The sequence below is a fragment of the Tenacibaculum profundi genome (genome assembly GCF_052050075.1).
Taxonomy (GTDB): domain Bacteria; phylum Bacteroidota; class Bacteroidia; order Flavobacteriales; family Flavobacteriaceae; genus Polaribacter.
The window spans coordinates 1,445,979-1,471,518 of sequence record NZ_CP197225.1 but is presented as its reverse complement, the minus strand read 5'-3'; the positions used below and the strand labels follow the sequence as shown (position 1 = coordinate 1,471,518).

36 protein-coding genes are annotated in these 25,540 nt (G+C 34.2%); 34 read left to right on the top strand and 2 right to left on the bottom strand.

The features are described 5' to 3' along the window. Nucleotides 1-9 precede the first annotated feature (9 nt). Both ACSIGE_RS05970 and ACSIGE_RS05965 read right to left on the bottom strand, forming a co-directional pair. A complete protein-coding gene (locus ACSIGE_RS05970) occupies nt 10-3,354 on the bottom strand; it encodes a SusC/RagA family TonB-linked outer membrane protein (RefSeq protein ID WP_440881858.1) in 3,345 nt (1,114 codons plus the stop codon). Between the two features lie 125 nt (nt 3,355-3,479). Beyond that, on the bottom strand, nt 3,480-5,045 hold the full coding sequence (locus ACSIGE_RS05965; RefSeq protein WP_440881857.1) for a hypothetical protein: 1,566 nt from the start codon (nt 5,043-5,045) through the stop codon (nt 3,480-3,482). Nucleotides 5,046-5,244: 199 nt separating this feature from the next. Here ACSIGE_RS05965 and rpsL point away from each other — a divergent pair, with 199 nt between their 5' ends. The 34 genes from rpsL (at nt 5,245) to eno (ending at nt 25,496) form a co-directional block, all read left to right on the top strand. Continuing rightward, on the top strand, nt 5,245-5,625 hold the full coding sequence (rpsL, locus tag ACSIGE_RS05960; protein WP_408032894.1) for a 30S ribosomal protein S12: 381 nt from the start codon (nt 5,245-5,247) through the stop codon (nt 5,623-5,625). Between the two features lie 32 nt (nt 5,626-5,657). Then, nucleotides 5,658-6,134, top strand: a complete 477-nt coding sequence (gene rpsG, locus ACSIGE_RS05955) for a 30S ribosomal protein S7 (protein WP_348704348.1) — start codon at nt 5,658-5,660, stop codon at nt 6,132-6,134. 5 nt (nt 6,135-6,139) lie between these two features. After that, on the top strand, nt 6,140-8,257 hold the full coding sequence (gene fusA / locus ACSIGE_RS05950; protein WP_440881856.1) for an elongation factor G: 2,118 nt from the start codon (nt 6,140-6,142) through the stop codon (nt 8,255-8,257). 5 nt (nt 8,258-8,262) lie between these two features. Continuing rightward, entirely contained in the window at nt 8,263-8,568 is a 306-nt protein-coding gene (gene rpsJ, locus ACSIGE_RS05945; RefSeq protein WP_075342599.1) for a 30S ribosomal protein S10, read from the top strand. 289 nt (nt 8,569-8,857) lie between these two features. Continuing rightward, nucleotides 8,858-9,475: a 50S ribosomal protein L3 gene (rplC, locus tag ACSIGE_RS05940; protein ID WP_440881855.1), complete on the top strand. Its 618-nt coding sequence runs from the start codon at nt 8,858-8,860 to the stop codon at nt 9,473-9,475. Next, on the top strand, nt 9,475-10,104 hold the full coding sequence (rplD, locus tag ACSIGE_RS05935; protein WP_440881854.1) for a 50S ribosomal protein L4: 630 nt from the start codon (nt 9,475-9,477) through the stop codon (nt 10,102-10,104). The genes rplC and rplD overlap by 1 nt, the downstream gene beginning before the upstream one ends. A gap of 8 nt (nt 10,105-10,112) precedes the next feature. Next, nucleotides 10,113-10,403, top strand: a complete 291-nt coding sequence (gene rplW, locus ACSIGE_RS05930) for a 50S ribosomal protein L23 (protein WP_440881853.1) — start codon at nt 10,113-10,115, stop codon at nt 10,401-10,403. 11 nt (nt 10,404-10,414) lie between these two features. Continuing rightward, nucleotides 10,415-11,239, top strand: a complete 825-nt coding sequence (gene rplB, locus ACSIGE_RS05925) for a 50S ribosomal protein L2 (protein ID WP_440881852.1) — start codon at nt 10,415-10,417, stop codon at nt 11,237-11,239. Nucleotides 11,240-11,245: 6 nt separating this feature from the next. Continuing rightward, a complete protein-coding gene (gene rpsS, locus ACSIGE_RS05920; RefSeq protein ID WP_028890729.1) occupies nt 11,246-11,524 on the top strand; it encodes a 30S ribosomal protein S19 in 279 nt (92 codons plus the stop codon). 10 nt (nt 11,525-11,534) lie between these two features. Continuing rightward, nucleotides 11,535-11,939: a 50S ribosomal protein L22 gene (gene rplV / locus ACSIGE_RS05915; protein ID WP_440881851.1), complete on the top strand. Its 405-nt coding sequence runs from the start codon at nt 11,535-11,537 to the stop codon at nt 11,937-11,939. A gap of 11 nt (nt 11,940-11,950) precedes the next feature. Beyond that, the gene (gene rpsC, locus ACSIGE_RS05910; protein WP_440881850.1) at nt 11,951-12,670 is read left to right on the top strand and encodes a 30S ribosomal protein S3; all 720 of its coding nucleotides are present in this window, start codon (nt 11,951-11,953) and stop codon (nt 12,668-12,670) included. 19 nt (nt 12,671-12,689) lie between these two features. Next, on the top strand, nt 12,690-13,121 hold the full coding sequence (gene rplP / locus ACSIGE_RS05905; protein WP_440881849.1) for a 50S ribosomal protein L16: 432 nt from the start codon (nt 12,690-12,692) through the stop codon (nt 13,119-13,121). A gap of 11 nt (nt 13,122-13,132) precedes the next feature. Continuing rightward, nucleotides 13,133-13,324: a 50S ribosomal protein L29 gene (gene rpmC / locus ACSIGE_RS05900; RefSeq protein WP_320417884.1), complete on the top strand. Its 192-nt coding sequence runs from the start codon at nt 13,133-13,135 to the stop codon at nt 13,322-13,324. Between the two features lie 18 nt (nt 13,325-13,342). After that, nucleotides 13,343-13,600: a 30S ribosomal protein S17 gene (gene rpsQ, locus ACSIGE_RS05895; protein WP_093668855.1), complete on the top strand. Its 258-nt coding sequence runs from the start codon at nt 13,343-13,345 to the stop codon at nt 13,598-13,600. A gap of 2 nt (nt 13,601-13,602) precedes the next feature. Next, nucleotides 13,603-13,971, top strand: coding sequence for a 50S ribosomal protein L14 (rplN, locus tag ACSIGE_RS05890; protein ID WP_093868908.1), 369 nt, complete (start codon nt 13,603-13,605; stop codon nt 13,969-13,971). Between the two features lie 13 nt (nt 13,972-13,984). After that, nucleotides 13,985-14,293 carry a 50S ribosomal protein L24 gene (gene rplX / locus ACSIGE_RS05885; RefSeq protein WP_440881848.1) on the top strand — a complete coding sequence of 103 codons (309 nt, stop codon included), beginning with the start codon at nt 13,985-13,987 and terminating at the stop codon, nt 14,291-14,293. A gap of 2 nt (nt 14,294-14,295) precedes the next feature. Then, a complete protein-coding gene (gene rplE / locus ACSIGE_RS05880; RefSeq protein WP_440881847.1) occupies nt 14,296-14,844 on the top strand; it encodes a 50S ribosomal protein L5 in 549 nt (182 codons plus the stop codon). Nucleotides 14,845-14,848: 4 nt separating this feature from the next. Beyond that, a complete protein-coding gene (gene rpsN / locus ACSIGE_RS05875) occupies nt 14,849-15,118 on the top strand; it encodes a 30S ribosomal protein S14 (protein ID WP_440881846.1) in 270 nt (89 codons plus the stop codon). A 387-nt stretch (nt 15,119-15,505) separates the two neighbouring features. Continuing rightward, nucleotides 15,506-15,904 carry a 30S ribosomal protein S8 gene (gene rpsH / locus ACSIGE_RS05870; protein WP_440881845.1) on the top strand — a complete coding sequence of 133 codons (399 nt, stop codon included), beginning with the start codon at nt 15,506-15,508 and terminating at the stop codon, nt 15,902-15,904. A 17-nt stretch (nt 15,905-15,921) separates the two neighbouring features. Next, complete coding sequence (gene rplF, locus ACSIGE_RS05865) at nt 15,922-16,467, top strand: 50S ribosomal protein L6 (protein WP_440881844.1); 546 nt, start codon at nt 15,922-15,924, stop codon at nt 16,465-16,467. Between the two features lie 21 nt (nt 16,468-16,488). Then, on the top strand, nt 16,489-16,839 hold the full coding sequence (gene rplR, locus ACSIGE_RS05860) for a 50S ribosomal protein L18 (protein WP_440881843.1): 351 nt from the start codon (nt 16,489-16,491) through the stop codon (nt 16,837-16,839). An 11-nt stretch (nt 16,840-16,850) separates the two neighbouring features. Next, nucleotides 16,851-17,372 carry a 30S ribosomal protein S5 gene (rpsE, locus tag ACSIGE_RS05855; RefSeq protein WP_440881842.1) on the top strand — a complete coding sequence of 174 codons (522 nt, stop codon included), beginning with the start codon at nt 16,851-16,853 and terminating at the stop codon, nt 17,370-17,372. Nucleotides 17,373-17,383: 11 nt separating this feature from the next. After that, complete coding sequence (rpmD, locus tag ACSIGE_RS05850) at nt 17,384-17,566, top strand: 50S ribosomal protein L30 (RefSeq protein WP_440881841.1); 183 nt, start codon at nt 17,384-17,386, stop codon at nt 17,564-17,566. Nucleotides 17,567-17,577: 11 nt separating this feature from the next. Next, nucleotides 17,578-18,027, top strand: coding sequence for a 50S ribosomal protein L15 (gene rplO / locus ACSIGE_RS05845; protein ID WP_440881840.1), 450 nt, complete (start codon nt 17,578-17,580; stop codon nt 18,025-18,027). Between the two features lie 14 nt (nt 18,028-18,041). After that, a complete protein-coding gene (gene secY, locus ACSIGE_RS05840; protein WP_440881839.1) occupies nt 18,042-19,367 on the top strand; it encodes a preprotein translocase subunit SecY in 1,326 nt (441 codons plus the stop codon). Between the two features lie 2 nt (nt 19,368-19,369). Further along, nucleotides 19,370-19,585, top strand: coding sequence for a translation initiation factor IF-1 (gene infA, locus ACSIGE_RS05835; protein WP_440881838.1), 216 nt, complete (start codon nt 19,370-19,372; stop codon nt 19,583-19,585). A gap of 12 nt (nt 19,586-19,597) precedes the next feature. Continuing rightward, nucleotides 19,598-19,714: a type B 50S ribosomal protein L36 gene (ykgO, locus tag ACSIGE_RS05830; RefSeq protein WP_010181906.1), complete on the top strand. Its 117-nt coding sequence runs from the start codon at nt 19,598-19,600 to the stop codon at nt 19,712-19,714. A gap of 2 nt (nt 19,715-19,716) precedes the next feature. Continuing rightward, nucleotides 19,717-20,082 carry a 30S ribosomal protein S13 gene (gene rpsM / locus ACSIGE_RS05825; protein WP_440881837.1) on the top strand — a complete coding sequence of 122 codons (366 nt, stop codon included), beginning with the start codon at nt 19,717-19,719 and terminating at the stop codon, nt 20,080-20,082. A 32-nt stretch (nt 20,083-20,114) separates the two neighbouring features. Then, a complete protein-coding gene (rpsK, locus tag ACSIGE_RS05820) occupies nt 20,115-20,501 on the top strand; it encodes a 30S ribosomal protein S11 (RefSeq protein ID WP_348704368.1) in 387 nt (128 codons plus the stop codon). 107 nt (nt 20,502-20,608) lie between these two features. Further along, nucleotides 20,609-21,214 (top strand): 30S ribosomal protein S4, encoded by a 606-nt coding sequence (gene rpsD, locus ACSIGE_RS05815; RefSeq protein WP_440881836.1) that lies wholly within the window; start codon nt 20,609-20,611, stop codon nt 21,212-21,214. A gap of 96 nt (nt 21,215-21,310) precedes the next feature. Continuing rightward, on the top strand, nt 21,311-22,303 hold the full coding sequence (locus tag ACSIGE_RS05810; RefSeq protein WP_440881835.1) for a DNA-directed RNA polymerase subunit alpha: 993 nt from the start codon (nt 21,311-21,313) through the stop codon (nt 22,301-22,303). Nucleotides 22,304-22,363: 60 nt separating this feature from the next. Then, nucleotides 22,364-22,846, top strand: coding sequence for a 50S ribosomal protein L17 (gene rplQ, locus ACSIGE_RS05805; RefSeq protein ID WP_440881834.1), 483 nt, complete (start codon nt 22,364-22,366; stop codon nt 22,844-22,846). Nucleotides 22,847-22,946: 100 nt separating this feature from the next. Then, on the top strand, nt 22,947-24,053 hold the full coding sequence (gene carA / locus ACSIGE_RS05800; RefSeq protein ID WP_440881833.1) for a glutamine-hydrolyzing carbamoyl-phosphate synthase small subunit: 1,107 nt from the start codon (nt 22,947-22,949) through the stop codon (nt 24,051-24,053). Between the two features lie 126 nt (nt 24,054-24,179). Next, nucleotides 24,180-25,496, top strand: coding sequence for a phosphopyruvate hydratase (gene eno, locus ACSIGE_RS05795; RefSeq protein ID WP_440881832.1), 1,317 nt, complete (start codon nt 24,180-24,182; stop codon nt 25,494-25,496). The last annotated feature ends 44 nt before the right edge of the window (nt 25,497-25,540 follow it).

The window sequence follows — 25,540 nt, the reverse complement described above, 5'->3', positions numbered from 1 at the left end:
CTCAGTTTTTTAAAAGGTTAAACCCATTTTAAACATATATGATCTAGTTCCAGGGTTGTTGAAGTAGTCAAATCCCTGTCCATTACCATTACCAGTTAAACTAGTCTCAGGATCAACACCATTGTAATCAGTATCGATCCATAGATTTCTTCCTGTAAAAGTAAAGTATGCACTTTCGATTAATATATTTTCAAATAATTTCTTTGGTAATCTGTAAGAAAAAGAAAGTTCTCTTAATCTAATCCAACCGCCATCATCTACAAATTGTTCTCCTACTGATCCAAAGCCTCCAACATTAGAAGTCCAATAGTTGCGATCTCTTACAATGGCTATATTGTTTGGTGAACCATCAGGTAATAGTCCATCTAAAACTATTGGAGTTTCTTCCCTGGTATCAGCCGTTAATTGAGACCTTCCGAAGAAAGATAATGCCCATGCCGTACCATTCCAAACATCTCCCCCCTCTTTCCAGTCTAATAAGAAGCTAAGGGAAAAGTTTTTGTAGCTAAATGTGTTATTCCAACCCATTATAAAATCTGGGGTAGGATTACCTATAACACGTTGCTTATTATCTATACGTTGATAACCTGTATTTGGGTCTATCATAACAGCTCCACCTGGAATAGACAAGCTTGTGTCTGAAGCTGTACCAGCTTCTTCTCTTAGGTAGGCTCCTCCAACAATGGCTCCATAAGGTAAACCTTCAACTAAATAACTACCAGCAGTACCAAAACCAGCTAAGAATAATCTTTCTATTCCAGGGGCAAGTGTTTCTACAATAGTTTCGTTTTTACTCCAGTTAATCGTTGTATCCCAACTGAAATTTTCTGTAGAAATAGGTTTTGCGCCTAATGTAACTTCCCATCCATCACCTGTCATTGTACCAGCATTAACCCAAATATTTGTAAATCCTGATGAAGGGGCAAGTGATGCGTTTAAGATGGCATCCTCTGTTTTATTCTGAAAATAAGCAACGTCCAGGGTTAGTTTATTTCCAAAGAACCTCAAATCAACTCCATACTCTTTCGTAGTTGTTAATTCTGATTTTAAGTTACCATTACCAAGAATATTATTTTGTTCGAATGAAGTAAGTCCGTTAATAGGGAAATTTAGTCCATTACCCCAACCACCATTAATATTATCTCCATCACCTCCGCCATTTTGTGTATTTGTAGTAGAAGTTAAATATTCGAAAGGAGGTGGTGATCCAACCTGTGCCCAAGAAGCTCTTACTTTACCAAACGATAAAACATCGTTTTTAGGTAATACTTCTGTGAAGATAAAAGAACCCGATACAGAAGGATAGAAGAAGCTAATGTCAGAAGGATTATAATCTTTCACAGGTACACGTAATCTAGAATCATAATCTTGTCTTGCTGAAAAGTTAAGATAAGCCATTTTTTTCCATCCAATTTGGGAATTTATAAAAATACCAGTTGTTTTATATTTTACCAAATCTTCAGATGCTAAAATAGTTGACGCATTGCTAATATCTAAGAATCCTGGAAAAGCCAAGTTGTTTCCATCAATACTGTTAGTTTCTCTAGTATAGCTAAAGAAGTTAGTCCCTAGCATATAGTTGAATGAGAAATCACTAGAAAAATCAATGTCACCAGTAATAAAAGCATTCACATCAAATTGTCTGGTGAAATAATCATCTAATAGTATTCTACCGTTTCTATTTGCGTTGGAACCAATTTCAAATGATTGCTTTCTTTTATCGCTTGTAACATCAATACCAGCATTAAATCCAAAATTTAACCATTGACTATAATTGTAAGTTGTTTTGAAATTACCGAAAAACCTACTTACACCTTCGGTGCCAGGAATATTATTAGCAATCCAGTAAGGATTATCATAACCACCTCCACCACGGTAGCTTCTTTGAGATCTGTCTGCAAATTCATAAGCAGCAGTGTTATTTACAGCATCGGTAGTTCCTAAACCATTTGTGTTGTCAAAAGAAGCAGGAGTTCTATAAAGGCCCAATAATAAACCTGAAACATTTGAGCCTTGTTGTATTCTGTTGAAGTTTGATCTAGTAAAGTTCATGGCAGATTCAAAAGATAATTTATCATTAGCTTTCAAAGTACCACCAAGACTAAATGTTTGCCTTTTGTACATCTCATTCGGAACAATTCCTTTTTGTTCTAAGTCAGAAGCAGAGAATCTATAAGTAAGGTTTTGATTACTGCCTGATATTCCTATATTGTTTGTAATAGAAACACCAGTAGTAAAAAAGTCCTCACTATTGAGTTTATTGTAGTTATTGGCTGGTATTCCATTTCCTGATCCCTTAGGTACTAAAAAACCATTTCTATCCCACTTGTATACGCCATTTGAATCAAAAGCCGATAGGGCATAATTTCGAGTATTATCGTAAAATTGATTGTATTGAGGGTTTACAACAGCATTATAGTAATTGATGTCGTTAGAGTATTCCAATTCAGAAAGTTTTGGTCCCCAAGAACCAGATTGTCCAGTTTCGGGACCTATATAAATTGGATTTCCGTTCAGAACCCCTCCTTGAGCGTAGGTATCTTGTAATTTTGTTAATCTAGACACTCTATCGAAAGCTATTTGTGTACTTACATTTAACTTAAAGCTTTGACCTTTAGTACCCTTTTTAGTAGTAATAAGAACAACACCTGCAGAACCAGCAGTTCCATAAACGGCTGTTGCTGCAGCTCCTTTTAATACACTAATATTTTCAATATCTTCTGAATTTAAATCCATAAGTCTGTTCGAAGTAGCTGTACCAGCCGTGTTCGCTTGGGCGTTCAAAGTTTCGTTGTTTACCCTTACTCCATCAATAACGATGAGTGCTTGGTTGTTACCAACCATTGAGGTTGCACCTCTTATTACAATTCTTGATCCACCTCCTGCAGAGCCAGAAGCTCTAGTAATTTGTACACCAGATGATTTACCAGATAAAGCATCTAAAACGTTTGAAGCTCCTGATCTAGTAATAGTTTCAGCCTTAACTTCTTGCGTTGCGTATCCTACAGAACGTTTTTCTTTCTTTATACCAAAGGCTGTAACAACTACTTCATCAAGAATATTATCTCCTTTCATACTTACATTGATAGTGCTTGATGTTCCAACAGCTTTCTCTGTACTTTTCATTCCTACAAAACTAAAAACAAGAATATCACCTGCTTTAGCTTCAATTGAATAGTTTCCGTCAAAATCAGTTTCAGTACCTTGTGTTGTTCCTTTTTTTAAAACTGTAACCCCTGGAAGAGGGCCACTATCGTCTGAAACTGTACCTGAAATTGTTTTTTCTTGTGCATACGATATTTGCATGATTAATGCAAAGAGTAGCAATAGAAATCGATTGTACTTTGTTTTCATTCTATAAAATTATTTAAATTAGTTAGGGTTAAAATTCATAAATAAACGCTAAAAAAACAAGATAAAATTTAAAAAAAAGATATTTTTATTGTTTTTTTTATTATTTTAAGGTTGTTTTTTTGTGATTATAGGTATATTGTTGTTCTTATTGATAGCAGTGAGTTTCCATTAAAAAACTTTTGATTTTTATTACTTCCTAATACGTATTCGATACTTGTTAATGTATTATTCAAAAATTGTGAATAGCCTATTCCCATAGAAAAAATTGTGTTTTTTCTGTTATGCTTATATGTAGCAGTATCAAAAATGGTGTAAAGCAATTTATTTTTATTAATTAAGTGATTGTACTGTGTATTTACTATTCCGTATTTAGATGCTTCAATACTGTTTAGTAGAAATCCATGAATTGAATTAGAACCTCCAATTCTAAAAAGTTCGTTTTCTACGTAGGAGTCGGATATAAGGAAACCAGCTTCAAGTCCTACAGATACACTCTTTTTTTTTGAAAAATCATGAGTGTATTTTAATTTAGAGAGTAGTTTCATTTGATAATCTTTCTGATTGGCAGAATTCCTTGAGCCAAAAAATAAAGAGCTTTTGAAATAGGAATTGTTTGTAAAAATGGATTTTTTAGGTTTTAATAAGGTTTCAAAAGAAACACCAAGAAAGTGGCTTGAGAAAGAAGATATGTTTTTGGAATTCTGATTTAGGAGATAGGAAGATTTTGTTGAACTATAACAAAAGGAGTAAGAGGATTTGTAGGATGATTGATATGAAAGTTCTGAATAGACTTTCGAGGTAATAAAAGTTGAGTCTTGCTTGAAAATGTTAAAATTAATTTTGGGTGTTATGGGAGTATTGAACATAAAAGGATAATTAAGATTGATATTTAAAGAAGTATTGTTCTGATTGGATATCCAGTTGATTACGAAGTCTTCCCCTTTGTCCATTGTATTTAATAATTTTAATATCAGGTTACCGCTGACCTTCAATTTGTTTTTTGAAGGGATAGCAGATAAAAAACCATCAAAGCTACTTTGTTTTTTTTTACTGAGGTATAGAAAAAGAAAAGTAGAATCGTTGCTGAATAGAAATTCAGGTTTTTTGACTTCTCTTACAAAATTTAAAGTTTGTAATTGTTCAGAAATTAAATTTAGCTTCCTTTTATTGACGACCTTCTTTTTCTTAAGAAAAAGATAGTTTTTGAAGTAGGATTTAGGGAATTGTTGGTATCCTTTAACAACTACTTTGTTAATTGACCGAACGTTTTTTCTATGCGTTATTAACGTTGCATTTAAAGTGTCTTGTGTAATATTAATGTCTGTTAGTTTAATTTCAGTAAAAGATTCGCCTTTCGAATCTAATTCTTTTTTTTTGTGTTCAAGGTACTTTTTAAGTTGACAAAATTTTATTTGTATATACGCATTATCTCTTTTTATTTTTGCGACATTTATCTTCTTTCCCAATTGGAAGTAATAGGTAAAGGTAGAGTCTTGCTTGCTTAATTTATATGTAACCTTCAAGTAACCTTTCTTATTTAAGCTTTTTTTTATTTTTTTTACTTCAGAAAACACATTTTCTTTCGTTGAATGTCTTTTTTTGTAACTATAAGTATTAATGATATTTAAGTCTGGTTGAATATTGCTCGTAACTTGTAAAGTGAATTTTTGAGAAAACAAAATACAATGCATCGAAAGGAAAAGAATGGTTATTTGTTTAATTGTTTTTTGTATTAGAATTAGAAGTTAAAATACAATTAATTTAATGAATTAATAGCTTGATCAAAAATAACTTATTCGCATTTGAATAATAAGAAAATTATTGTACATTTGCGGACTCTTTAAGAAAAGAGAATTATTAAGTACAAACGAAAAATAGTAATTAATTAGTATGCCAACTATTCAACAATTAGTTCGTAAAGGAAGAGCCAAAATAACTAAGAAGAGTAAATCGGCTGCCTTGATGTCATGTCCTCAGAGACGTGGAGTTTGTACGCGTGTTTACACTACCACACCAAAAAAACCTAACTCAGCGATGCGTAAAGTAGCGCGTGTTAGATTAACTAATGGTAATGAAATCAACGCGTATATCCCAGGTGAAGGACATAATCTTCAAGAGCACTCGATAGTATTAGTTAGAGGTGGAAGGGTAAAAGATTTACCAGGTGTAAAATATCATATTGTACGTGGAGCATTAGATACTGCAGGAGTTGATGGAAGAACTCAGCGTAGGTCTAAGTATGGTGCAAAACGCCCAAAAGACAAAAAGTAAAATATAATTAGTAACTTTTTTAATGTAAAGACATGAGGAAAAGAAGAGCTAAAAAAAGAGTTTTGTTACCGGATCCAAGATTTAATGATCAGTTAGTAACACGTTTTGTGAATAACTTAATGTGGGACGGTAAAAAATCTGTAGCATTCAAAGTTTTTTACGATGCCATTGATATCGTAAACGAAAAGAAAACTGACGAGGAAAAGTCGGCTTTAGAAATATGGAAAGATGGTTTGTCAAATGTCATGCCACACGTAGAGGTTCGTTCTCGTCGTGTAGGAGGGGCTACATTTCAGATTCCAATGCAAATTCGTCCAGATCGTAAAGTGTCTATGGCGATAAAATGGATGATATCTTACGCAAGAAAGCGTAATGAAAAAACCATGGCGCAAAGATTAGCATCAGAGATTTTAGCGGCCGCTAAAGAAGAAGGTGCAGCAGTTAAGAAAAGAGTGGATACTCACAAGATGGCTGAAGCAAATAAAGCATTTTCACACTTTAGATTTTAATTATCATGAGTAGAAATTTAAAATACACAAGAAATATTGGTATTGCTGCGCACATTGATGCAGGGAAGACTACTACCACTGAGCGTATCCTTTTCTATACAGGAGTTTCGCATAAAATTGGAGAGGTTCATGATGGTGCTTCAACAATGGATTGGATGGAGCAAGAGGCGGAGAGAGGTATAACAATTACTTCTGCAGCTACAACTTGTACATGGCAGTTTCCTACGGAAAACGGAAAACCAACTGCTGATGCTAAAGGATATCATTTCAATATTATTGATACTCCGGGGCACGTTGATTTTACAGTTGAGGTAAATCGTTCTTTACGTGTATTAGACGGTTTAGTGTTTTTGTTTTCTGCAGTTGATGGTGTTGAGCCTCAATCAGAAACTAACTGGCGCTTAGCGGATAATTATAAGGTTCCTCGTATCGGTTTTGTTAATAAAATGGATCGTCAAGGAGCTAACTTTTTGGCTGTTTGTCAACAAGTAAAGGATATGTTAAAGTCAAACGCGGTGCCAATCGTTTTAAATATTGGTGATGAAGCTGACTTTAAGGGTATTGTTGATTTAGTAAAGAACCGTGCTATTGTATGGCATGATGATAACTATGGATCAACGTTTGATATCGTTGATATTCCTGAAGAATTAAAAGAGGAAGCAAGAGAGTTACGTGGTAAGTTAATCGAAGAGGTTGCTGCTTATGACGAAAACTTGTTAGAGAAATATATGGAAGATGAAGATTCTATTACTGAAGAAGAAGTGCATGCTGCACTTAGAGCTGCGGTAATGGACATGTCTATCATTCCTATGGTATGTGGATCTTCATTCAAAAATAAGGGAGTTCAGTTCTTATTAGATGCTGTATGTCGTTATTTACCTTCACCAGTAGATAGAGATAATATCATCGGAACGAACCCTAATACTGGTGACGAGGAAACTCGTAAGCCAGATGCAAAAGCACCATTTTCTGCTTTAGCGTTCAAAATTGCTACAGACCCTTTTGTAGGTCGTTTAGCATTCTTCCGTGCCTATTCGGGGCGTTTAGATGCTGGTTCTTATGTGTTAAATAATCGCTCTGGTAAAAAAGAACGTATATCACGTATTTATCAAATGCATTCTAATAAACAAAACGCTATTGAATATATTGAAGCAGGTGATATTGGAGCAGGTGTAGGTTTTAAAGACATTAAGACAGGTGATACTTTGTCTGATGAAAAGAACCCAATTGTTCTAGAATCTATGGATTTCCCAGATCCTGTAATTGGTATTGCTGTGGAGCCTAAAACAAAGGCAGATGTTGATAAATTAGGAATGTCATTAGCAAAATTAGCTGAGGAGGATCCTACCTTTACAGTTAGAACAGACGAGGCTTCAGGTCAAACTATTATTTCAGGTATGGGTGAATTACACCTTGATATCATCGTTGATCGTTTAAAGCGTGAGTTTAAAGTTGAAGTTAACGAAGGGCAACCGCAAGTTGAGTATAAAGAAGCTATCACAGCTTCTGCAGACCATAGAGAAGTTTACAAAAAACAATCTGGTGGTCGTGGTAAATTTGCTGACATTGTATTTACTATGGAACCTGCTGATGAAGGTACTCAAGGCTTACAATTTGAATCAATAATTAAGGGAGGTAATGTACCTAAAGAATTCGTTCCTTCAGTAGAAAAAGGATTCAAAGAGGCAATGAAAAATGGTCCTTTAGCGGGGTATGAAATGGATTCTATGAAGGTTACTTTAAAGGATGGTTCTTTTCACCCAGTAGATTCTGATCAATTATCATTTGAGCTAGCTGCTAAGATGGGATATAAAGCCGCTGCAAAAGCTGCAAGAGCGGTAATCATGGAGCCATTAATGAAGTTAGAGGTACTAACCCCTGAAGAAAATATGGGAGATATAGTAGGTGACTTAAACAGAAGAAGAGGACAGGTTAACGATATGAGTGATCGTGCTGGTTCTAAGGTGGTTAAAGCGATTGTTCCGTTATCTGAAATGTTTGGATATGTAACAGCTTTAAGAACAATGTCTTCTGGTAGAGCAACTTCTACCATGGAGTTTTCTCACTATGCAGAAACACCATCTAATATCGCGGAGGAAGTAATCGCTAATGCTAAAGGTTAATCAAAATGAGTCAAAAAATAAGAATAAAATTAAAATCTTACGATTACAACTTAGTAGATAAGTCTGCTGAGAAAATCGTAAAGACTGTAAAGAGTACCGGGGCAGTAGTAAACGGACCAATACCTTTACCAACACATAAAAAGATTTTTACTGTATTACGTTCGCCACACGTAAACAAAAAATCAAGAGAACAATTTCAATTATCTGCTTACAAGCGTTTGTTAGATATTTATAGTTCCTCTTCAAAAACTATTGATGCCTTAATGAAACTTGAATTACCAAGTGGAGTTGAAGTTGAAATAAAAGTATAACTAATTTATAACTTTCGGTTTAATTTTGTTAAATCGAAAGTTTTTTTTACTTTTGCGCACTGAATTGATGTTCTGTGCACAAAAAATAGACACTGAGTTATTAATTCAGTTAACATGTCCTGAGGGTTTCGCAAAGGAAAAACGGATTAACACTTACAAAGAGCAAGGTGTTATGCTCTTTTTTTTTTAGTGTATTCCAAGGGAGTATATGAAACTTTAGTTTCAAATAATTAATTATTAATTGACGCGCTGGATTTTAAATTTATCTATCGTCAGAAATCAAACAAATATGTCTGGGTTAATTGGAAGAAAAATAGGAATGACCAGCTTATTCGATGAAAATGGTAAAAATATACCATGTACTGTAATCGAAGCAGGTCCTTGCGTTGTTACCCAAGTCAGAACTGAAGAAGTGGATGGCTATAATGCACTACAATTAGGTTTCGATGACAAAAAAGAAAAAAGTTCTAACAAGGCTTTAGATGGTCACTTTAAAAAAGCAGGAACAACAGCCAAGCGAAGAGTTGTTGAGTTTCAGGATTTTGAGAGTGAGCATAAACTAGGTGACTTACTTACTGTTGAGTTGTTTACTGAGGGAGAATTCGTTGATGTTTCGGGTACTTCTAAAGGTAAAGGATTCCAAGGAGTTGTTAAGCGCCATGGATTTGCAGGGGTTGGGCAGGCTACACATGGTCAGCATAACCGTTTAAGAGCGCCTGGTTCTATTGGTGCAGCTTCATATCCTGCAAGAGTATTCAAAGGAATGCGTATGGCAGGCCGTATGGGGAATGATAAAGTTAAAGTTCAAAATTTAAGAGTGTTAAAAGTAGTGCCAGAAAAGAATCTTTTAGTTGTAAAAGGAGCTGTTCCAGGTCATAAGAACTCTTATGTAACTATCGAAAAATAATGAAAGTAGCAGTATTAGATATTACAGGTAAAGATACTGGTAGAAAAGTTGAACTTTCTAGCGAAGTATTCGGAATAGAGCCAAACGATCACGCTATCTATTTAGATGTAAAGCAATATTTGGCAAACCAAAGACAAGGTACTCATAAGGCTAAGGAAAGAGGTGAGATTACTGGTAGTACAAGAAAGATTAAAAAACAAAAAGGAACAGGTACGGCACGTGCGGGAAGTATTAAGTCTCCTGTTTTTAGAGGTGGAGGTCGTATTTTCGGTCCAAGACCAAGAAACTATTCTTTCAAATTAAATAAAAACTTAAAGCGTTTAGCTCGCAAATCAGCTTTAAGTATTCAAGCAAACGATAATAATTTAGTTGTTGTTGAAGATTTCAATTTTGAAGCTCCAAAAACAAAGGAATTTATTAATGTGTTAAAGGCTTTAGAATTGGATGCTAAGAAATCTTTATTTGTTTTAGGAAATGAAAACAAAAATGTATACTTATCGTCTCGTAATTTGAAAAATTCTAAAGTTGTTGATGCTACAGGGATTAATACATATAGTGTTCTTAACGCTAATAAAATTGTAATCTCTGAAAGCTCTTTAGAAGGAATTGAATCTAATTTAAGTAAATAGGGAAAGAAATGAGTATTTTAATAAAACCTATTATTACGGAAAAAGCGACAAAAGATAGCGAAATATTTAATCGTTATGCTTTCGTTGTAAATAAGCAAGCTAACAAGTTAGAAATCAAAGGTGCTGTAGAATCTACTTACGGTGTAGCAGTGAAATCTGTTAGAACTTTAATTCAACCAGCTGAAAGGAAAACTAAATATACCAAAAAAGGTTTAGTTACAGGATTAACAAGTGGATATAAAAAGGCCATTGTGCAATTAGCAGATGGTGAAGTAATTGATTTTTATAACAATATTTAAGACAATTTAGAATGTCAGTTAGAAAATTAAAACCAATAACACCAGGTCAGCGTTTTAGAGTTGTAAATGGGTTCGACACCATTACTACTGATAAGCCGGAGAAATCTTTAATAGCTTCGAAAAAACGATCTGGAGGTCGAAACAATCAGGGAAGAATGACAACCCGTAACATTGGAGGTGGTCATAAAAAGAAATATCGTATTATCGATTTTAAGAGAGATAAAGACGGTGTGCCTGCTACAGTAAAAACTATCGAATACGATCCAAATCGTACTGCTTTTATTGCTTTGGTAGTTTATGCTGATGGAGAAAAACGATATGTAATTGCTCAAAATGGATTAAAAGTGGGGCAAACTATTGTTTCTGGTAAAGAAGCATCCCCAGACCTAGGTAATGCAATGTATTTGAGTGATATTCCTTTAGGAACTACTATTTCATGTATTGAATTACGTCCAGGGCAAGGCGCTGTTATGGCTCGTTCTGCAGGATCTTTTGCTCAATTAATGGCAAGAGATGGGAAATATGCAACGGTTAAGTTGCCTTCAGGTGAAACAAGATTAATTCTATTAACTTGTAAAGCTACCATTGGGGTAGTATCTAATTCTGATCATCAATTAATTGTATCAGGTAAGGCTGGTAGAAGCAGATGGTTAGGAAGAAGACCAAGAACCAATGCAGTAAGAATGAACCCTGTTGATCATCCAATGGGTGGTGGTGAAGGACGTTCTTCGGGAGGACATCCAAGATCTAGAAACGGTATTCCAGCTAAAGGATTTAAGACTAGATCTAAAACTAAAGCTAGTAATAAGTATATCATAGAACGTAGAAAGAAATAATAAGTCATGGCAAGATCATTAAAAAAAGGACCTTACGTTCACTATAAATTAGAGAAAAAAGTTTTAGCTAACGTTGAAGCTGGAAGCAAATCAGTTATAAAAACTTGGTCTAGAGCAAGTATGATTACTCCTGACTTCGTTGGGCAAACAATTGCCGTTCATAACGGTCGTCAATTTGTTCCAGTATACGTTACTGAAAACATGGTAGGTCATAAATTAGGAGAATTTTCACCAACACGTTCATTTAGAGGACATGCCGGTGCAAAAAATAAAGGTAAAAAATAAGTAGGAAATTATGGGAAGTCGTAAAAAAAACATGGCAACGCAGTTAAAAGAAGCTAAAAAGCAAAGAGCTTTTGCTAAGCTTACTAACTGTCCTACATCACCAAGAAAAATGCGTTTAGTGGCGGATTTAGTAAGAGGAGTTGAGGTTGAAAAAGCTTTACAAATTTTAAAGTTTAGTCCTAAGGAAGCATCTCGTAACCTAGAAAAGTTATTACTATCAGCAATTGCTAACTGGCAAGCTAAGAATGAAGATGCTAGTATTGAGGATGCTGGTTTATTCGTAAAGACTATTTTCGTTGATAGTGCAGGAATGTTAAAAAGATTAAGACCTGCTCCACAAGGGCGTGCTCATAGAATTAGAAAACGTTCTAATCACGTTACCTTAGAGTTAGGAAGTAAAAATAAAAGTAATTAATCAAAGTAGAAATGGGACAAAAAACAAATCCGATAGGAAATCGTCTAGGAATCATCAGAGGTTGGGAGTCTAACTGGTATGGTGGTAATGACTACGGAGATAAAATTGCTGAAGATAATAAGATAAGAAAGTATATTGATGCTAGATTATCTAAAGCTAGTGTTTCGCGTATTATTATTGAGCGTACTTTAAAGCTTGTAACCGTTACTATCACTACGGCTAGACCAGGTATCATTATTGGTAAAGGTGGTCAAGAAGTAGACAAGTTAAAGGAGGAACTTAAGAAAATTACAGGAAAGGAAGTTCAAATCAATATATTTGAGATAAAACGACCTGAATTAGATGCCAATCTTGTAGCTGCTAGTGTAGCACGTCAAATCGAAAACAGAATTTCTTATAAGAGAGCCATAAAAATGGCTATCGCAGCTGCAATCAGAATGAATGCAGAAGGTATTAAAATTCAAATATCTGGTCGTTTAAACGGTGCTGAAATGGCGCGTTCAGAGCATTATAAAGAAGGGAGAATTCCACTTTCTACTTTCAGAGCAGATATCGATTACGCACTTAATGAAGCGCATACTACATACGGAAGAATCGGTGTGAAAGTATGGATTATGAAAGGTGAGGTTTATGGAAAACGTGAGTTATCTCCATTAGTTGGATTATCTAAGCAAAAGGGTAATAGTTCTAATAAAGGAGGAGGAAAACGTCAACCTCGCAGAAGAAAATAATTTTTAAAAGAAATTAGACATGTTACAGCCAAAAAGAGTAAAATTCCGTAGAGTTCAGAAAGGCAAGGGTAATATGAGTGGGAACTCTGGAAGAGGGACACAACTTTCAAATGGAATGTTTGGAATAAAGTCACTCGACCAAAACTTACTTACATCTCGTCAAATTGAAGCAGCTCGTATCGCGGCAACTCGTTATATGAAAAGGGAAGGACAATTATGGATTAAAATTTTTCCAGACAAACCTATAACAAAGAAGCCTTTAGAGGTTCGTATGGGTAAAGGTAAAGGTGCTCCTGATCATTTCGTTGCAGTTGTAAAACCAGGTAGAATATTGTTTGAAGTTGGAGGTGTTCCAATGGAAGTAGCGAAAGAAGCTTTACGTTTAGCAGCTCAAAAGCTACCTGTGAAAACGAAGTTTATCGTCGCAAGAGATTTTGATCATAACGCTTAATTCTAGAAACAATGAAACAATCTGAAATTAAAGAATTATCAACAGCTGATTTACAAGATAAGCTTGGAGCGTTGAAGAAAAATTATACTGATCTTAAGATGGCTCACGCCATAACTCCTTTGGAGAACCCATTAGAGTTACGTAGCTTAAGAAAAACTGTAGCAAGAATTGCTACAGAGTTAACAAAAAGAGAATTACAATAATTCTAGTCAGTTTTAAAGATGGAAAAAAGAAATCTTAGAAAAGAGAGAATAGGTGTTGTATCTAGCAATAAGATGGAGAAATCTATCGTCGTAAGCGAGGTAAAAAGAGTAAAACACCCAATGTACGGAAAATTCGTTTTGAAAACGAAAAAGTATGTTGCACATGACGAGAATAACGATTGCAACGAAGGTGATACTGTAAAAATCATGGAAACACGTCCGTTAAGCAAATCTAAACGTTGGAGATTAGTAGAAATCCTAGAAAGAGCTAAATAATTATGTTACAAACAGAATCAAGATTAAAAGTAGCTGATAATACTGGAGCTAAAGAAGTTTTAGTAATTAGAGTTTTAGGAGGAACAAAGAAGCGTTATGCTAGTGTTGGAGATAAAATTGTTGTAACTGTAAAGTCAGCCACTCCAAACGGTACTGTTAAAAAAGGTCAAGTGTCACGCGCAGTAGTTGTTCGTACCAAGAAAGAGGTTAGACGTAAAGATGGGTCATATATTAGATTTGATGATAATGCTTGTGTACTTTTAAATCCAACAGAGGAAATGAGAGGTACTCGTGTATTTGGTCCTGTAGCCCGTGAATTACGTGAGAAACAGTTTATGAAGATAGTATCATTAGCGCCTGAGGTGCTTTAAAATCATAGATAAGATGAAGAAATTTAAAATCAAATCTGGTGATACTGTTAAAGTTATCGCAGGTGATCATAAAGGATCGGAAGGTAAAGTTTTAACCATACTAAAAGATAAGGATAGGGTTTTAGTTGAAGGAGTTAATATGGTGTCAAAGCACACAAAACCTAGCGCTACCAATCCTCAAGGAGGTATAGTAAAAAAAGAGGCTCCATTGCACATATCTAATGTTTCGTTAATTGAAAATGGTGAAGCAGTTAGAGTTGGCTATAAAGTTGAAGGAGATAAGAAAATTAGATTTTCAAAGAAATCAGATAAAGCAATATAACCATGAGTTACGTACCAAGATTAAAAGAGGAGTACAAGAGCAAAGTTGTAAAAGCTCTTACTGAAGAATTCGGTTATAACAACGTTATGCAAGTTCCTAAATTACAGAAAATTGTAGTTAGTAAAGGTGTAGGTGCTGCTATAGCTGATAAGAAATTAATTGAATATGCTATTGACGAGTTAACTACAATTACTGGACAAAAAGCAGTACCAACTATTTCTAAAAAAGATGTTGCAAACTTTAAATTACGTAAAGGAATGCCGATAGGAGCTAAGGTTACGTTAAGAGGGGATGTAATGTATGAATTTTTAGATCGTTTAATTACTGCTTCATTACCTCGTGTAAGAGATTTTAGTGGTATAGCAAATGGCTTTGATGGTAGAGGTAATTACAATTTAGGAGTTACTGAACAAATCATCTTCCCAGAAATAAATATTGATCAAGTAAAAAAAATCAGTGGAATGGATATTACTTTTGTAACATCAGCTCAAACTGATAAAGAAGCAAAATCATTATTGGCAGAATTAGGTTTACCATTTAAAAAAAATTAAGAAGATGGCTAAAGAATCAATGAAAGCGCGTGAGCGCAAAAGAGCTAAAGCGGTTGAAAAGTATGCTGAAAAAAGAAAAGCTTTAAAGGAAGCTGGAGATTATGAAGGTTTACAAAAATTACCTAAGAATGCATCTCCTGTTAGAATGCATAATCGTTGTAAGTTAACAGGTCGTCCAAAAGGATATATGCGTCAATTTGGTATTTCACGTGTTACTTTCCGTGAAATGGCAAATCAGGGATTAATTCCTGGTGTTAAAAAAGCTAGCTGGTAAAATAACAGATTAGAAATAATTATAAGGACTTAAAGTATTAACTTTAGGTCTTTTTTTTTGCGATATTTATTCGTTAATTCCAGTTTATGCACAGGAATTTGTATTAGTTCAATATGTACTTATTCAAAAAAACAACATAAAAAGACAATAAATTAAGTGTCAAAACGATAATTATTAAAAAGGTTTTTTTTTAAAAAAGTTTATGTATATTTGCACACTGTTTTCATGGGGTAATTACGCCCTGTTGTGAATGCAACTAAAACTAAAGTCGTAAAGGCTTTAAATGAGAACAAAGAATGAATATTAACTGGTTTCAGGTTTAGTAATTACGATATTTCGTAGGAACCACAGAAATTACTGAAAACCAAAACCACAAATTAATTAATTATGTACACAGATCCAATCGCGGATTTTCTAACTCGAGTGAGAAATGCAATTGCTGCAGGTCATCGAGTAGTTGAAGTTCCAGCTTCAAAGCTGAAGAAGGAGATGACAAAAATTTTGTTTGATCAAGGGTACATTTTGAGTTATCAATTTAATGATGATTCTGTTCAGGGATCAATTAAGATAGCTTTAAAGTACGACAGAGGAACAAAAGAATCAGTAATCAGAAAGATTCAAAGAGTGTCAACTCCAGGGTTACGTAAATACGTTGCTTCTAAAGAAATGCCAAGAGTTTTAAATGGCCTAGGTATTGCTATTGTCTCTACATCTAAAGGTGTTATGACAAATAAGAAAGCTCGTCAAGAAAACGTAGGAGGAGAGGTATTATGTTACGTTTATTAAATTAACACTATTGTAAAATGAGTAGAATAGGAAAAAATCCAATCGCATTACCACAAGGTGTTGAAGTTAAAGTAAGCGACAACGTGGTTACCGTTAAAGGTAAATTAGGGGAATTAACACAAGAATTAACCTCTGGTATTACATTGAAAATTGAAGATGGCTCAATTGTACTTGATAGACCATCCGATAGTAAGGAGCATAAAGCTAAACACGGCCTATATCGTTCGTTACTGAAAAATATGATTGAAGGTGTTAGTACTGGATTTACTAAAGAATTAGAATTAGTCGGAGTAGGTTACAGGGCCTCGAATCAGGGACAAAAACTAGATTTAGCTTTGGGTTTCTCTCACAATATTTTGTTAGAGTTAGCTCCAGAAGTGAAAATAGAAACAGTATCTGAAAAGGGGAAAAATCCTATAGTTAAACTAACATCTCATGATAAGCAGTTAGTAGGTCAAGTAGCTGCTAAAATTAGATCTTTCCGTAAGCCAGAACCTTACAAAGGAAAAGGGATTAAGTTTGTAGGAGAGGTATTAAGAAGAAAAGCAGGTAAATCTGCATAATAAATTAAGATAAATATTATTATGGCATTATCAAAGCTTGAAAGAAGACAACGTATTAAGCACAGAATTAGAAAAATAGTTAAAGGGACTGCTGAGAAACCTAGACTGTCTGTGTTTAGAAGTAATAAAGAAATTTATGCTCAATTAATTGATGATGTTACTGGTGTAACATTAGTTTCTGCATCATCAAGAGATAAAGAAGTATCATCTAGCTCTAAAGCAGATTCTGCTACTGCGGTTGGAAAAAGTATCGCAGAAAAAGCTGTAAAAGCTGGAGTAGATTCTGTTGCTTTTGATCGTAACGGTTATTTATACCACGGTAGAGTAAAAGTATTAGCTGACGCTGCAAGAGAAGCTGGTTTAAAATTTTAAGAAATTATATTATGTTAGGATATAAAAACGTAGAAAGAGTAAAACCAAGCGGATTAGAGCTTGTTGATAGATTAGTAGGCGTTCAACGTGTTACTAAGGTAACCAAGGGGGGACGTGCATTTGGTTTTTCTGCTATTGTTGTTGTAGGTGATGGAAATGGAGTTGTAGGTCACGGATTAGGAAAGTCAAAAGATGTTTCATCTGCTATAGCTAAGGCAGTAGAAGAAGCTAAGAAAAATTTAGTTCGTATCCCTCTTTTAGATGGTACTTTACCTCATGAACAAAAAGGAAAGTATGGTGGAGCAAGGGTATTCATTAAGCCTGCATCACACGGTACCGGGGTTATTGCTGGTGGAGCTGTCCGTTCTGTTTTAGAATCAGTAGGTGTGAAAGACGTATTGTCAAAGTCTCAAGGATCTTCAAATCCTCACAATGTTGTAAAAGCTACATTCGATGCACTTTTGCAACTACGTAGTGCTGAAACAATCGCCAAACAGCGTGGAATTTCTTTAGAAAAAGTTTTTAATGGTTAAAATTTAAGACGATGAGTAAAATTAGAGTTACACAAGTAAAAAGTCAAATCGGTCGCCTTAAAAATCAAAAAAGAACTTTAGAGGCATTAGGTTTACGTAAAATTAACCAAACTGTAGAACATGAAGCATCAGCTACAATTTTGGGAATGGTAAATAAAGTTAAACACTTAATTTCTGTTGAAGAAATTAAATAAGATATTATAAGATGAGTTTACATAACTTAAAACCAGCATCAGGATCTACTAAAAGCGGTAAAAGAATTGCTCGTGGAGAAGGCTCTGGTCATGGAGGTACTTCTACAAGAGGTCACAAAGGGGCTAAATCTCGTTCAGGATATTCTCGTAAGGTAGGTTTCGAAGGCGGACAAATGCCCCTTCAAAGACGTGTGCCAAAATTTGGATTCACTAACAGAAATCGTGTAGAATATGTTGGTGTTAATTTAGATAAATTACAAAGTTTAGTCGACAAAGGAAGAGTAACTGATACAGTAAATCTAGAAGTATTAGTAGAGAATCGTTTAGCGCGTAAAAATGACTTAATTAAAATATTAGGGAATGGAGAGTTAAAAGCTAAATTAAATATTACCGTACATAAATTTACTGCATCTGCAAAGGCTGCTATTGAAGCAGCAGGTGGTGAAGCGGTTACCTTATAAGAAAACTGTAAATGATGAATTTTATAAATACTTTAAGAGACATTTTCAAGATTGAAGAGTTAAAGGAAAAAATTCTTTTAACCATTGGTTTAATTGCTGTATACCGATTTATGGCTGCTGTTCCTTTACCCGGAATAGACCCTACTCAGTTAGCAGCGTTAAAAGATCAAGCAGGAGGTGGTCTTTTAGGTTTATTAAACGCATTTACAGGAGGTGCATTTGCAAGAGCATCAGTTATGGCTCTTGGTATTATGCCTTATATTTCCGCTTCTATTGTAGTTCAATTAATGGGTATTGCGGTACCATATTTACAGAAACTTCAAAAAGATGGGGAGAGTGGTAGAAAAAAAATTACACAAATTACAAGGTGGTTAACAATTTTAATCACTTTAGTACAAGGTCCAACATACATTACAGCTATTAAGACCCAATTTGGATTACCTGATTCAGCTTTTTTAGTCTCTGGTGCTACATTTTGGATATCATCTATGATTTTACTTACAGCGGGAACTATTTTTGCTATGTGGTTGGGAGAGCGTATTACTGATAAGGGAGTTGGTAACGGAATATCGTTATTAATTACTGTTGGTATTATTGCAAATTTTCCAGTTGCATTTTTACAAGAAGTTGTTTCTAAAACAGGAAACCCCGGAGGAGGTGGTATCATGATGATACTTATTGAATTAATTATATGGTTTGTGGTAATTTTATTAACCGTGTTATTAGTTACAGCAGTAAGAAAGGTAGCAGTGCAATACGCACGTCGTTCAGCAGTAGCAAGTGTAAAGGATGTTGATTCAGCAAGACAATATATACCTTTAAAACTAAATGCAGCAGGGGTTATGCCTATTATATTTGCTCAAGCTATTATGTTTTTACCTGTAGCTCTTGGACAAAAATATCCTGCATTAAATAGTTTAGCAGATAACTTTGGTTTATGGTACAATATTATATTCGCTGTTTTAATTATTGTTTTTAGTTATTTCTATACGGCGATAACTATACCTACTAATAAGATGGCCGAAGATTTAAAAAGAAGTAATGGTTTTGTTCCTGGATATAAACCAGGAGAGGAAACTGCTAATTATTTAGATTCAGTGTTATCAAAAATAACATTCCCAGGATCTCTGTTTTTAGCAGCCTTATCTATATTGCCTGCAATTATTGTTAAGTTTGGGGTGACTCAAAACTGGGCAATGTTCTATGGAGGAACATCCTTAATCATTATGGTAGGAGTTGCTATTGATACAATTCAACAAATCAATTCATATTTATTGAACAGTCGTTATGACGGTTTAATGAAGTCAGGAAATAGTAGTAATAGAAAATCATTAAAGTAAATATGGCTAAACAAGCAGCAATCCAACAGGATGGAACTATAACAGAGGCTTTATCTAATGCTATGTTCAGGGTAGAATTAGAAAATGGTCATATTGTAACGGCACACATTTCAGGTAAAATGAGAATGCATTATATTAAAATATTACCAGGAGATAAGGTTAAGCTTGAAATGAGTCCTTATGATTTATCTAAGGCAAGAATTACATTCAGATATTAAAAAACAAAACTGATGAAAGTAAGAGCATCACTAAAGAAAAGAAGCGCCGACTGCAAAATTGTTCGCAGAAAAGGCAGATTATACGTAATAAATAAAAAGAATCCTAGATTTAAACAAAGACAAGGGTAGTTATGGCAAGAATCGCAGGTATTGATATTCCAAAGAATAAGAGAGGCGTTATCGCTTTAACATACATCTTTGGTATAGGAAGAAGCAGAGCTAAAGAAGTATTAGCAAATGCAAAAATAGACGAAGGTATCAAAGTTCAAGACTGGACAGACGACCAAATTGCAGCAATTCGTGAACAAGTTGGAACTTACACAATTGAGGGGGAATTACGCTCAGAGGTTCAATTAAGCATTAAACGTTTAATGGACATAGGTTGTCAAAGGGGTATACGCCACAGATTAGGTTTACCTTTAAGAGGCCAGAGAACTAAAAATAACTCTCGTACAAGAAAAGGTAAGAGAAAAACTGTAGCTAACAAGAAAAAATAATTTCTAATTATTTTTACTAATAGTAATGAATTATGGCAAAGTCTAAAGTAACAAAAAAACGTAAAGTTGTTATAGAATCAGTTGGAGAAGCTCACGTAACTGCATCATTTAACAATATCATTATATCTTTAACAAATAAAAAGGGAGATGTAATCTCTTGGTCATCTGCCGGTAAAATGGGGTTCAGAGGATCAAAAAAGAACACACCTTATGCAGCGCAATTAGCTGCAGAAGATTGCGCATCTGTCGCAAAAGAAGCTGGTTTACGTAAAGTTAAAGTATATGTTAAAGGTCCAGGTAATGGAAGAGAATCAGCTATACGATCTATTCACAACTCTGGTATAGAAGTAACAGAAATTATAGATGTAACTCCTATCCCACATAATGGATGTCGTCCTCCAAAAAGGAGAAGAGTATAATAAAATCGTTTATTTTATTTATACTGGTATTTAAATTTAACCTAGCAGGAATAGTACTATCGAAGGAGTTAGCCTTAATTCATGGTACCTGCTTAATTTTATAAGAAATGGCAAGATATACAGGACCAAAAACTAAAATTGCTCGTAAATTTGGAGAAGCAATTTTTGGTGAAGATAAAAGTTTTGAAAAAAGAAATTACCCTCCAGGGCAACACGGTTCTGGAAAAAGAAGAGGTAAAAAATCTGAATATGCTATTCAGTTAAGCGAAAAGCAAAAAGCAAAATATACTTACGGTATTTTGGAGCGCCAATTTAGTAATTTATTTAAGAAGGCATCTTCATCTAAAGGTATTACTGGTGAGGTATTATTACAGTTATGTGAATCGCGTCTAGATAACGTTGTGTATAGATTAGGAATGTCTAATTCTAGAAGAGGTGCTAGGCAATTAGTTTCTCATAGACATATTACTGTTAACGGTAATATCGTAAATATTCCATCATACAGATTACGCGCCGGTGATGTGGTTGCTGTAAGAGAAAAATCAAAGTCCTTAGATACAATCGAAAATGCTTTAGCATCGAACAGTAATGTTTACGAATGGTTGTCTTGGAATGCAGATCAAAAGGCAGGTACTTTTGTCAAAGTTCCAGAAAGACTACAAATTCCTGAAAATATTAAAGAGCAATTAATCGTAGAATTATATTCTAAGTAATAAATTAAACATATTGGGATAAAGCCAAAGGATTAGTTCGAATTTCTTCAACCTTATTAATCGCGCAACTTTATAACAATTAAAACGAAGAAAAATATGGCAATTTTAAACTTTCAGAAACCAGATAAGGTAATAATGATTGAATCTACTGATTTTACTGGTAGATTTGAATTTAGACCACTTGAACCAGGTTTCGGATTAACTGTTGGTAATGCTTTAAGAAGAGTTTTATTATCTTCTTTAGAAGGTTTTGCAATTACTTCATTACGTGTAGATGGAGTGGATCATGAATTTTCTACAATTGAAGGAGTTGTAGAAGATGTAACAGAGATCATATTAAATCTAAAACAAGTTAGATTTAAGAAACAAATTGAAGACTCAGATAGAGAAACTGTTTCTATCGCTATTTCTGGACAAGATCAGTTAAAAGCTGGTGATTTACAGAAATTTATATCTGGATTTCAAGTGTTAAATCCTGATTTGGTTATTTGTAATATGGACAAGTCTGTAACGTTAAATGCAGAATTGGCTATAGAAAAAGGACGTGGATTCGTTCCTGCAGAAGAAAACAAGCGAGCTGGTGCTCCATTGGGCACTATATTTACAGATGCAATATTTACACCTATTAAAAATGTAAAGTATGCTGTAGAAAACTTTCGTGTAGAGCAAAAGACAGATTATGAGAAACTAATATTTGACATAGATACTGATGGATCAATTAATCCTAAAGATGCTTTAACTGAAGCTGCAAAGATTTTGATTCACCATTTTATGTTATTCTCTGATGAGCGTATTACATTGGAAGCCGATGAAATTGCTCAAACAGAAACATACGATGAGGAATCTTTACATATGAGACAGCTATTAAAGACAAAGCTTGTTGATATGGATTTATCGGTTCGTGCCTTAAATTGTTTAAAAGCTGCTGAAGTTGATACTTTAGGAGATTTAGTATCATTTAATAAAAGTGACTTAATGAAGTTTAGAAACTTTGGGAAAAAATCATTAACTGAATTAGAAGAGTTGGTGCATAACAAAGGATTAAATTTTGGAATGGATTTAAGTAAATATAAGTTAGATAGAGATTAACCTTTCATAGTTTGCTCCCCATAAAGGGTTGTAGCAAGATGAAAGACAAACCCAAATGTCATGAGACACGGAAAAAAAATAAACCATTTAGGAAGAAAAACTGCGCATAGAAAGTCTATGTTAGCGAATATGGCATGTTCTTTAATTGAGCATAAACGAATAAATACGACTGAAGCCAAGGCCAAAGCGTTAAGAAAATTTGTTGAGCCATTAATAACTAAATCAAAAGCAGATACGACTCATAATCGTCGTGTTGTTTTTAGTTATTTGAGAAATAAGTTCGCTGTTACAGAACTTTTTAAGGAGGTTTCAGTAAAAGTAGCTGATAGACCGGGAGGTTATGTTCGTATTATTAAATTAGGAAATAGACAAGGAGATAATGCTCCAATGGCTATGGTTGAGTTAGTTGATTATAACGAATTGTATAATCCAAAAGGAACTAAGGCTAAAAAGACTACGCGTCGAAGTCGAAGAGGTGGAAAGAAAGTTTCAGATACTGCACCAGATGTAACGGAAGCAACACCTTCACAAGAAGAAGAATAAAAATGAAAATTTTTATATCATATTAAAAGAAAGGGATAAACATTTAATGTTTGTCCCTTTTTTTAAATAATTTTACAGCGAATTTATTACAACACACTAAATGAAATATCAATCTAGAAAAAAAGCCCTAATTTTATTAGCTGACGGAACAATCTTTTATGGGAATTCTATAGGAATTGAAGGAACTGCTACAGGTGAAATTTGTTTCAATACTGGGATGACCGGTTATCAAGAGATTTTCACAGATCCGTCTTACTTTGGACAACTAATGGTTACGACCAACGCTCATATTGGAAATTATGGAGTTAATGATCATGAAGTAGAGTCAGAAGGTATTAAAATTGCAGGATTAATTTGTAGAAATTTCAGTTTTACTCATTCTAGACCCGATTCAGATGGTAACTTAAAAGACTGGTTTGAAAAGCACAATTTAGTTGCTATCTCAAATGTTGATACAAGAGCACTAGTAGCCTATATAAGAGATAATGGCGCTATGAATGCAATTATTTCTACAGAAATTGAAAATATTGAAAAACTTAAAAAACAATTAGCACAAGTTCCAAGTATGGAAGGTCTAGAATTGGCTTCTAAGGTTTCAACAAAGGAACCTTATTTTGTTGGAGAAGAAGATGCACCAATTAAAATTTCTGCACTTGATATAGGTATTAAGAAAAATATATTGAGAAATCTTGCAAAAAGAGGGGCTTATATCAAAGTGTATCCATACAATTCAAGTTTTGATGATTTAAGTTCATTTAATCCTGATGGGTACTTCATATCTAATGGACCTGGAGATCCAAAACCGTTGTTAGAAGCACAAAACACAGCCAAAAAGATTATGGAAAAGGATTTACCTTTATTTGGTATTTGCTTAGGTCACCAAGTTATTGCATTGGCTAATGGTATTTCAACTTATAAAATGCATAATGGGCATAGAGGAATTAATCATCCAGTGAAAAACCTGGTAACAGGTAAAGGTGAAATAACTTCTCAAAATCATGGTTTTGCTGTTAATAAAGAAGAAGCAGAAACCCATACTGATATTGAAATTACACATATACATTTGAATGATAATACAGTTGCAGGAATAAAGATAAAAAATAAGAATACTTTTTCTGTCCAATATCATCCAGAGGCTAGTCCTGGACCTAACGATGCAGATTACTTATTCGATCAATTTATCGAAAATATTAAAAAAACAAAATAAGAAGAGTTCCCACTAAAAAGTGGGAATTTCAATTTGATAACGTTTTCGCAAAATCATTATTAATTAAAACAATTAAGGGTAGTATTTTGTAAATTGGCTATCTGAAATTACTAACACATAAACAGGATGAGTATTATAATTAACATTCAAGCACGTCAAATTTTTGATTCGAGAGGAAATCCTACAGTAGAGGTAGATGTGACTACAGAAAATGGAATTATTGGCAGAGCAGCAGTTCCATCAGGAGCATCAACTGGAGAACATGAAGCTGTTGAATTACGTGATGGAGGAGGTTTGTATATGGGGAAGGGTGTATTAAAAGCAGTTGAAAATGTAAATACACTAATTGCTCAAGAACTTTTAGGTGTTTCTGTTTTCGAACAAAATATGATTGATAAAATCATGATCGACTTAGACGGTACCGAAAATAAGTCTAATTTAGGAGCAAATGCGATTTTAGGAGTATCGCTTGCAGCCGCGAAGGCAGCAGCTAATGAGTTAGGGCTTCCTTTGTATCGTTATATAGGTGGAGTATCTGCAAATACTTTACCAGTGCCTATGATGAATATTATTAATGGTGGCTCTCACTCGGATGCGCCAATTGCTTTTCAAGAATTTATGATAATGCCTGTTAAGGCTAAGAATTTTACTGAGGCAATGCAAATAGGTTCTGAAATATTTCATAATTTAAAAAAGGTTCTTCATGATAGAAATTTATCAACAGCGGTAGGCGATGAGGGAGGTTTTGCTCCGTCGTTAGAGGGTACTGAAGATGCCATTGAAACGATAGCTTTAGCAACTAAAAATGCTGGATACAAGTTTGGAGACGAAGTAATGATCGCTTTAGATTGTGCATCTGCTGAATTTTACATAAATGGTAAGTATGACTACACGAAGTTTGAAGGAGATAAGGGAGCTATAAGAACCTCAGAAGAGCAAGCTTCTTATTTAGCTGAATTGGTAGAGAAATATCCAATTATTTCTATTGAGGACGGAATGGATGAGAATGACTGGGATGGATGGAAATTATTAACTCAGAAAGTTGGGAAAAAAGCTCAGCTAGTTGGTGATGATTTGTTTGTAACTAATGTAGAAAGGTTATATAGAGGAATTTCAAATGGAATAGCTAATTCGATTCTTATAAAAGTTAATCAAATAGGAACATTAACAGAGACCATTGCCGCCGTAAATATGGCACATAATGCTGGATATACATCTGTAATGAGCCATAGATCTGGTGAAACAGAGGATAATACTATTGCAGACCTAGCTGTAGCTTTAAATACAGGACAAATTAAGACAGGTTCTGCATCTCGTTCTGACAGGATGGCAAAGTATAATCAATTACTTCGAATTGAAGAGCAATTAGGTGATGTAGCTTACTACCCTCAAGAAAAAGCCTTTAAAATTAACAATAAAAACGAAGAAGAGCTTGTTAAATAAAATATTTAGTAAGTTTAACCATATTATTAAAACCTAGGAAAAAT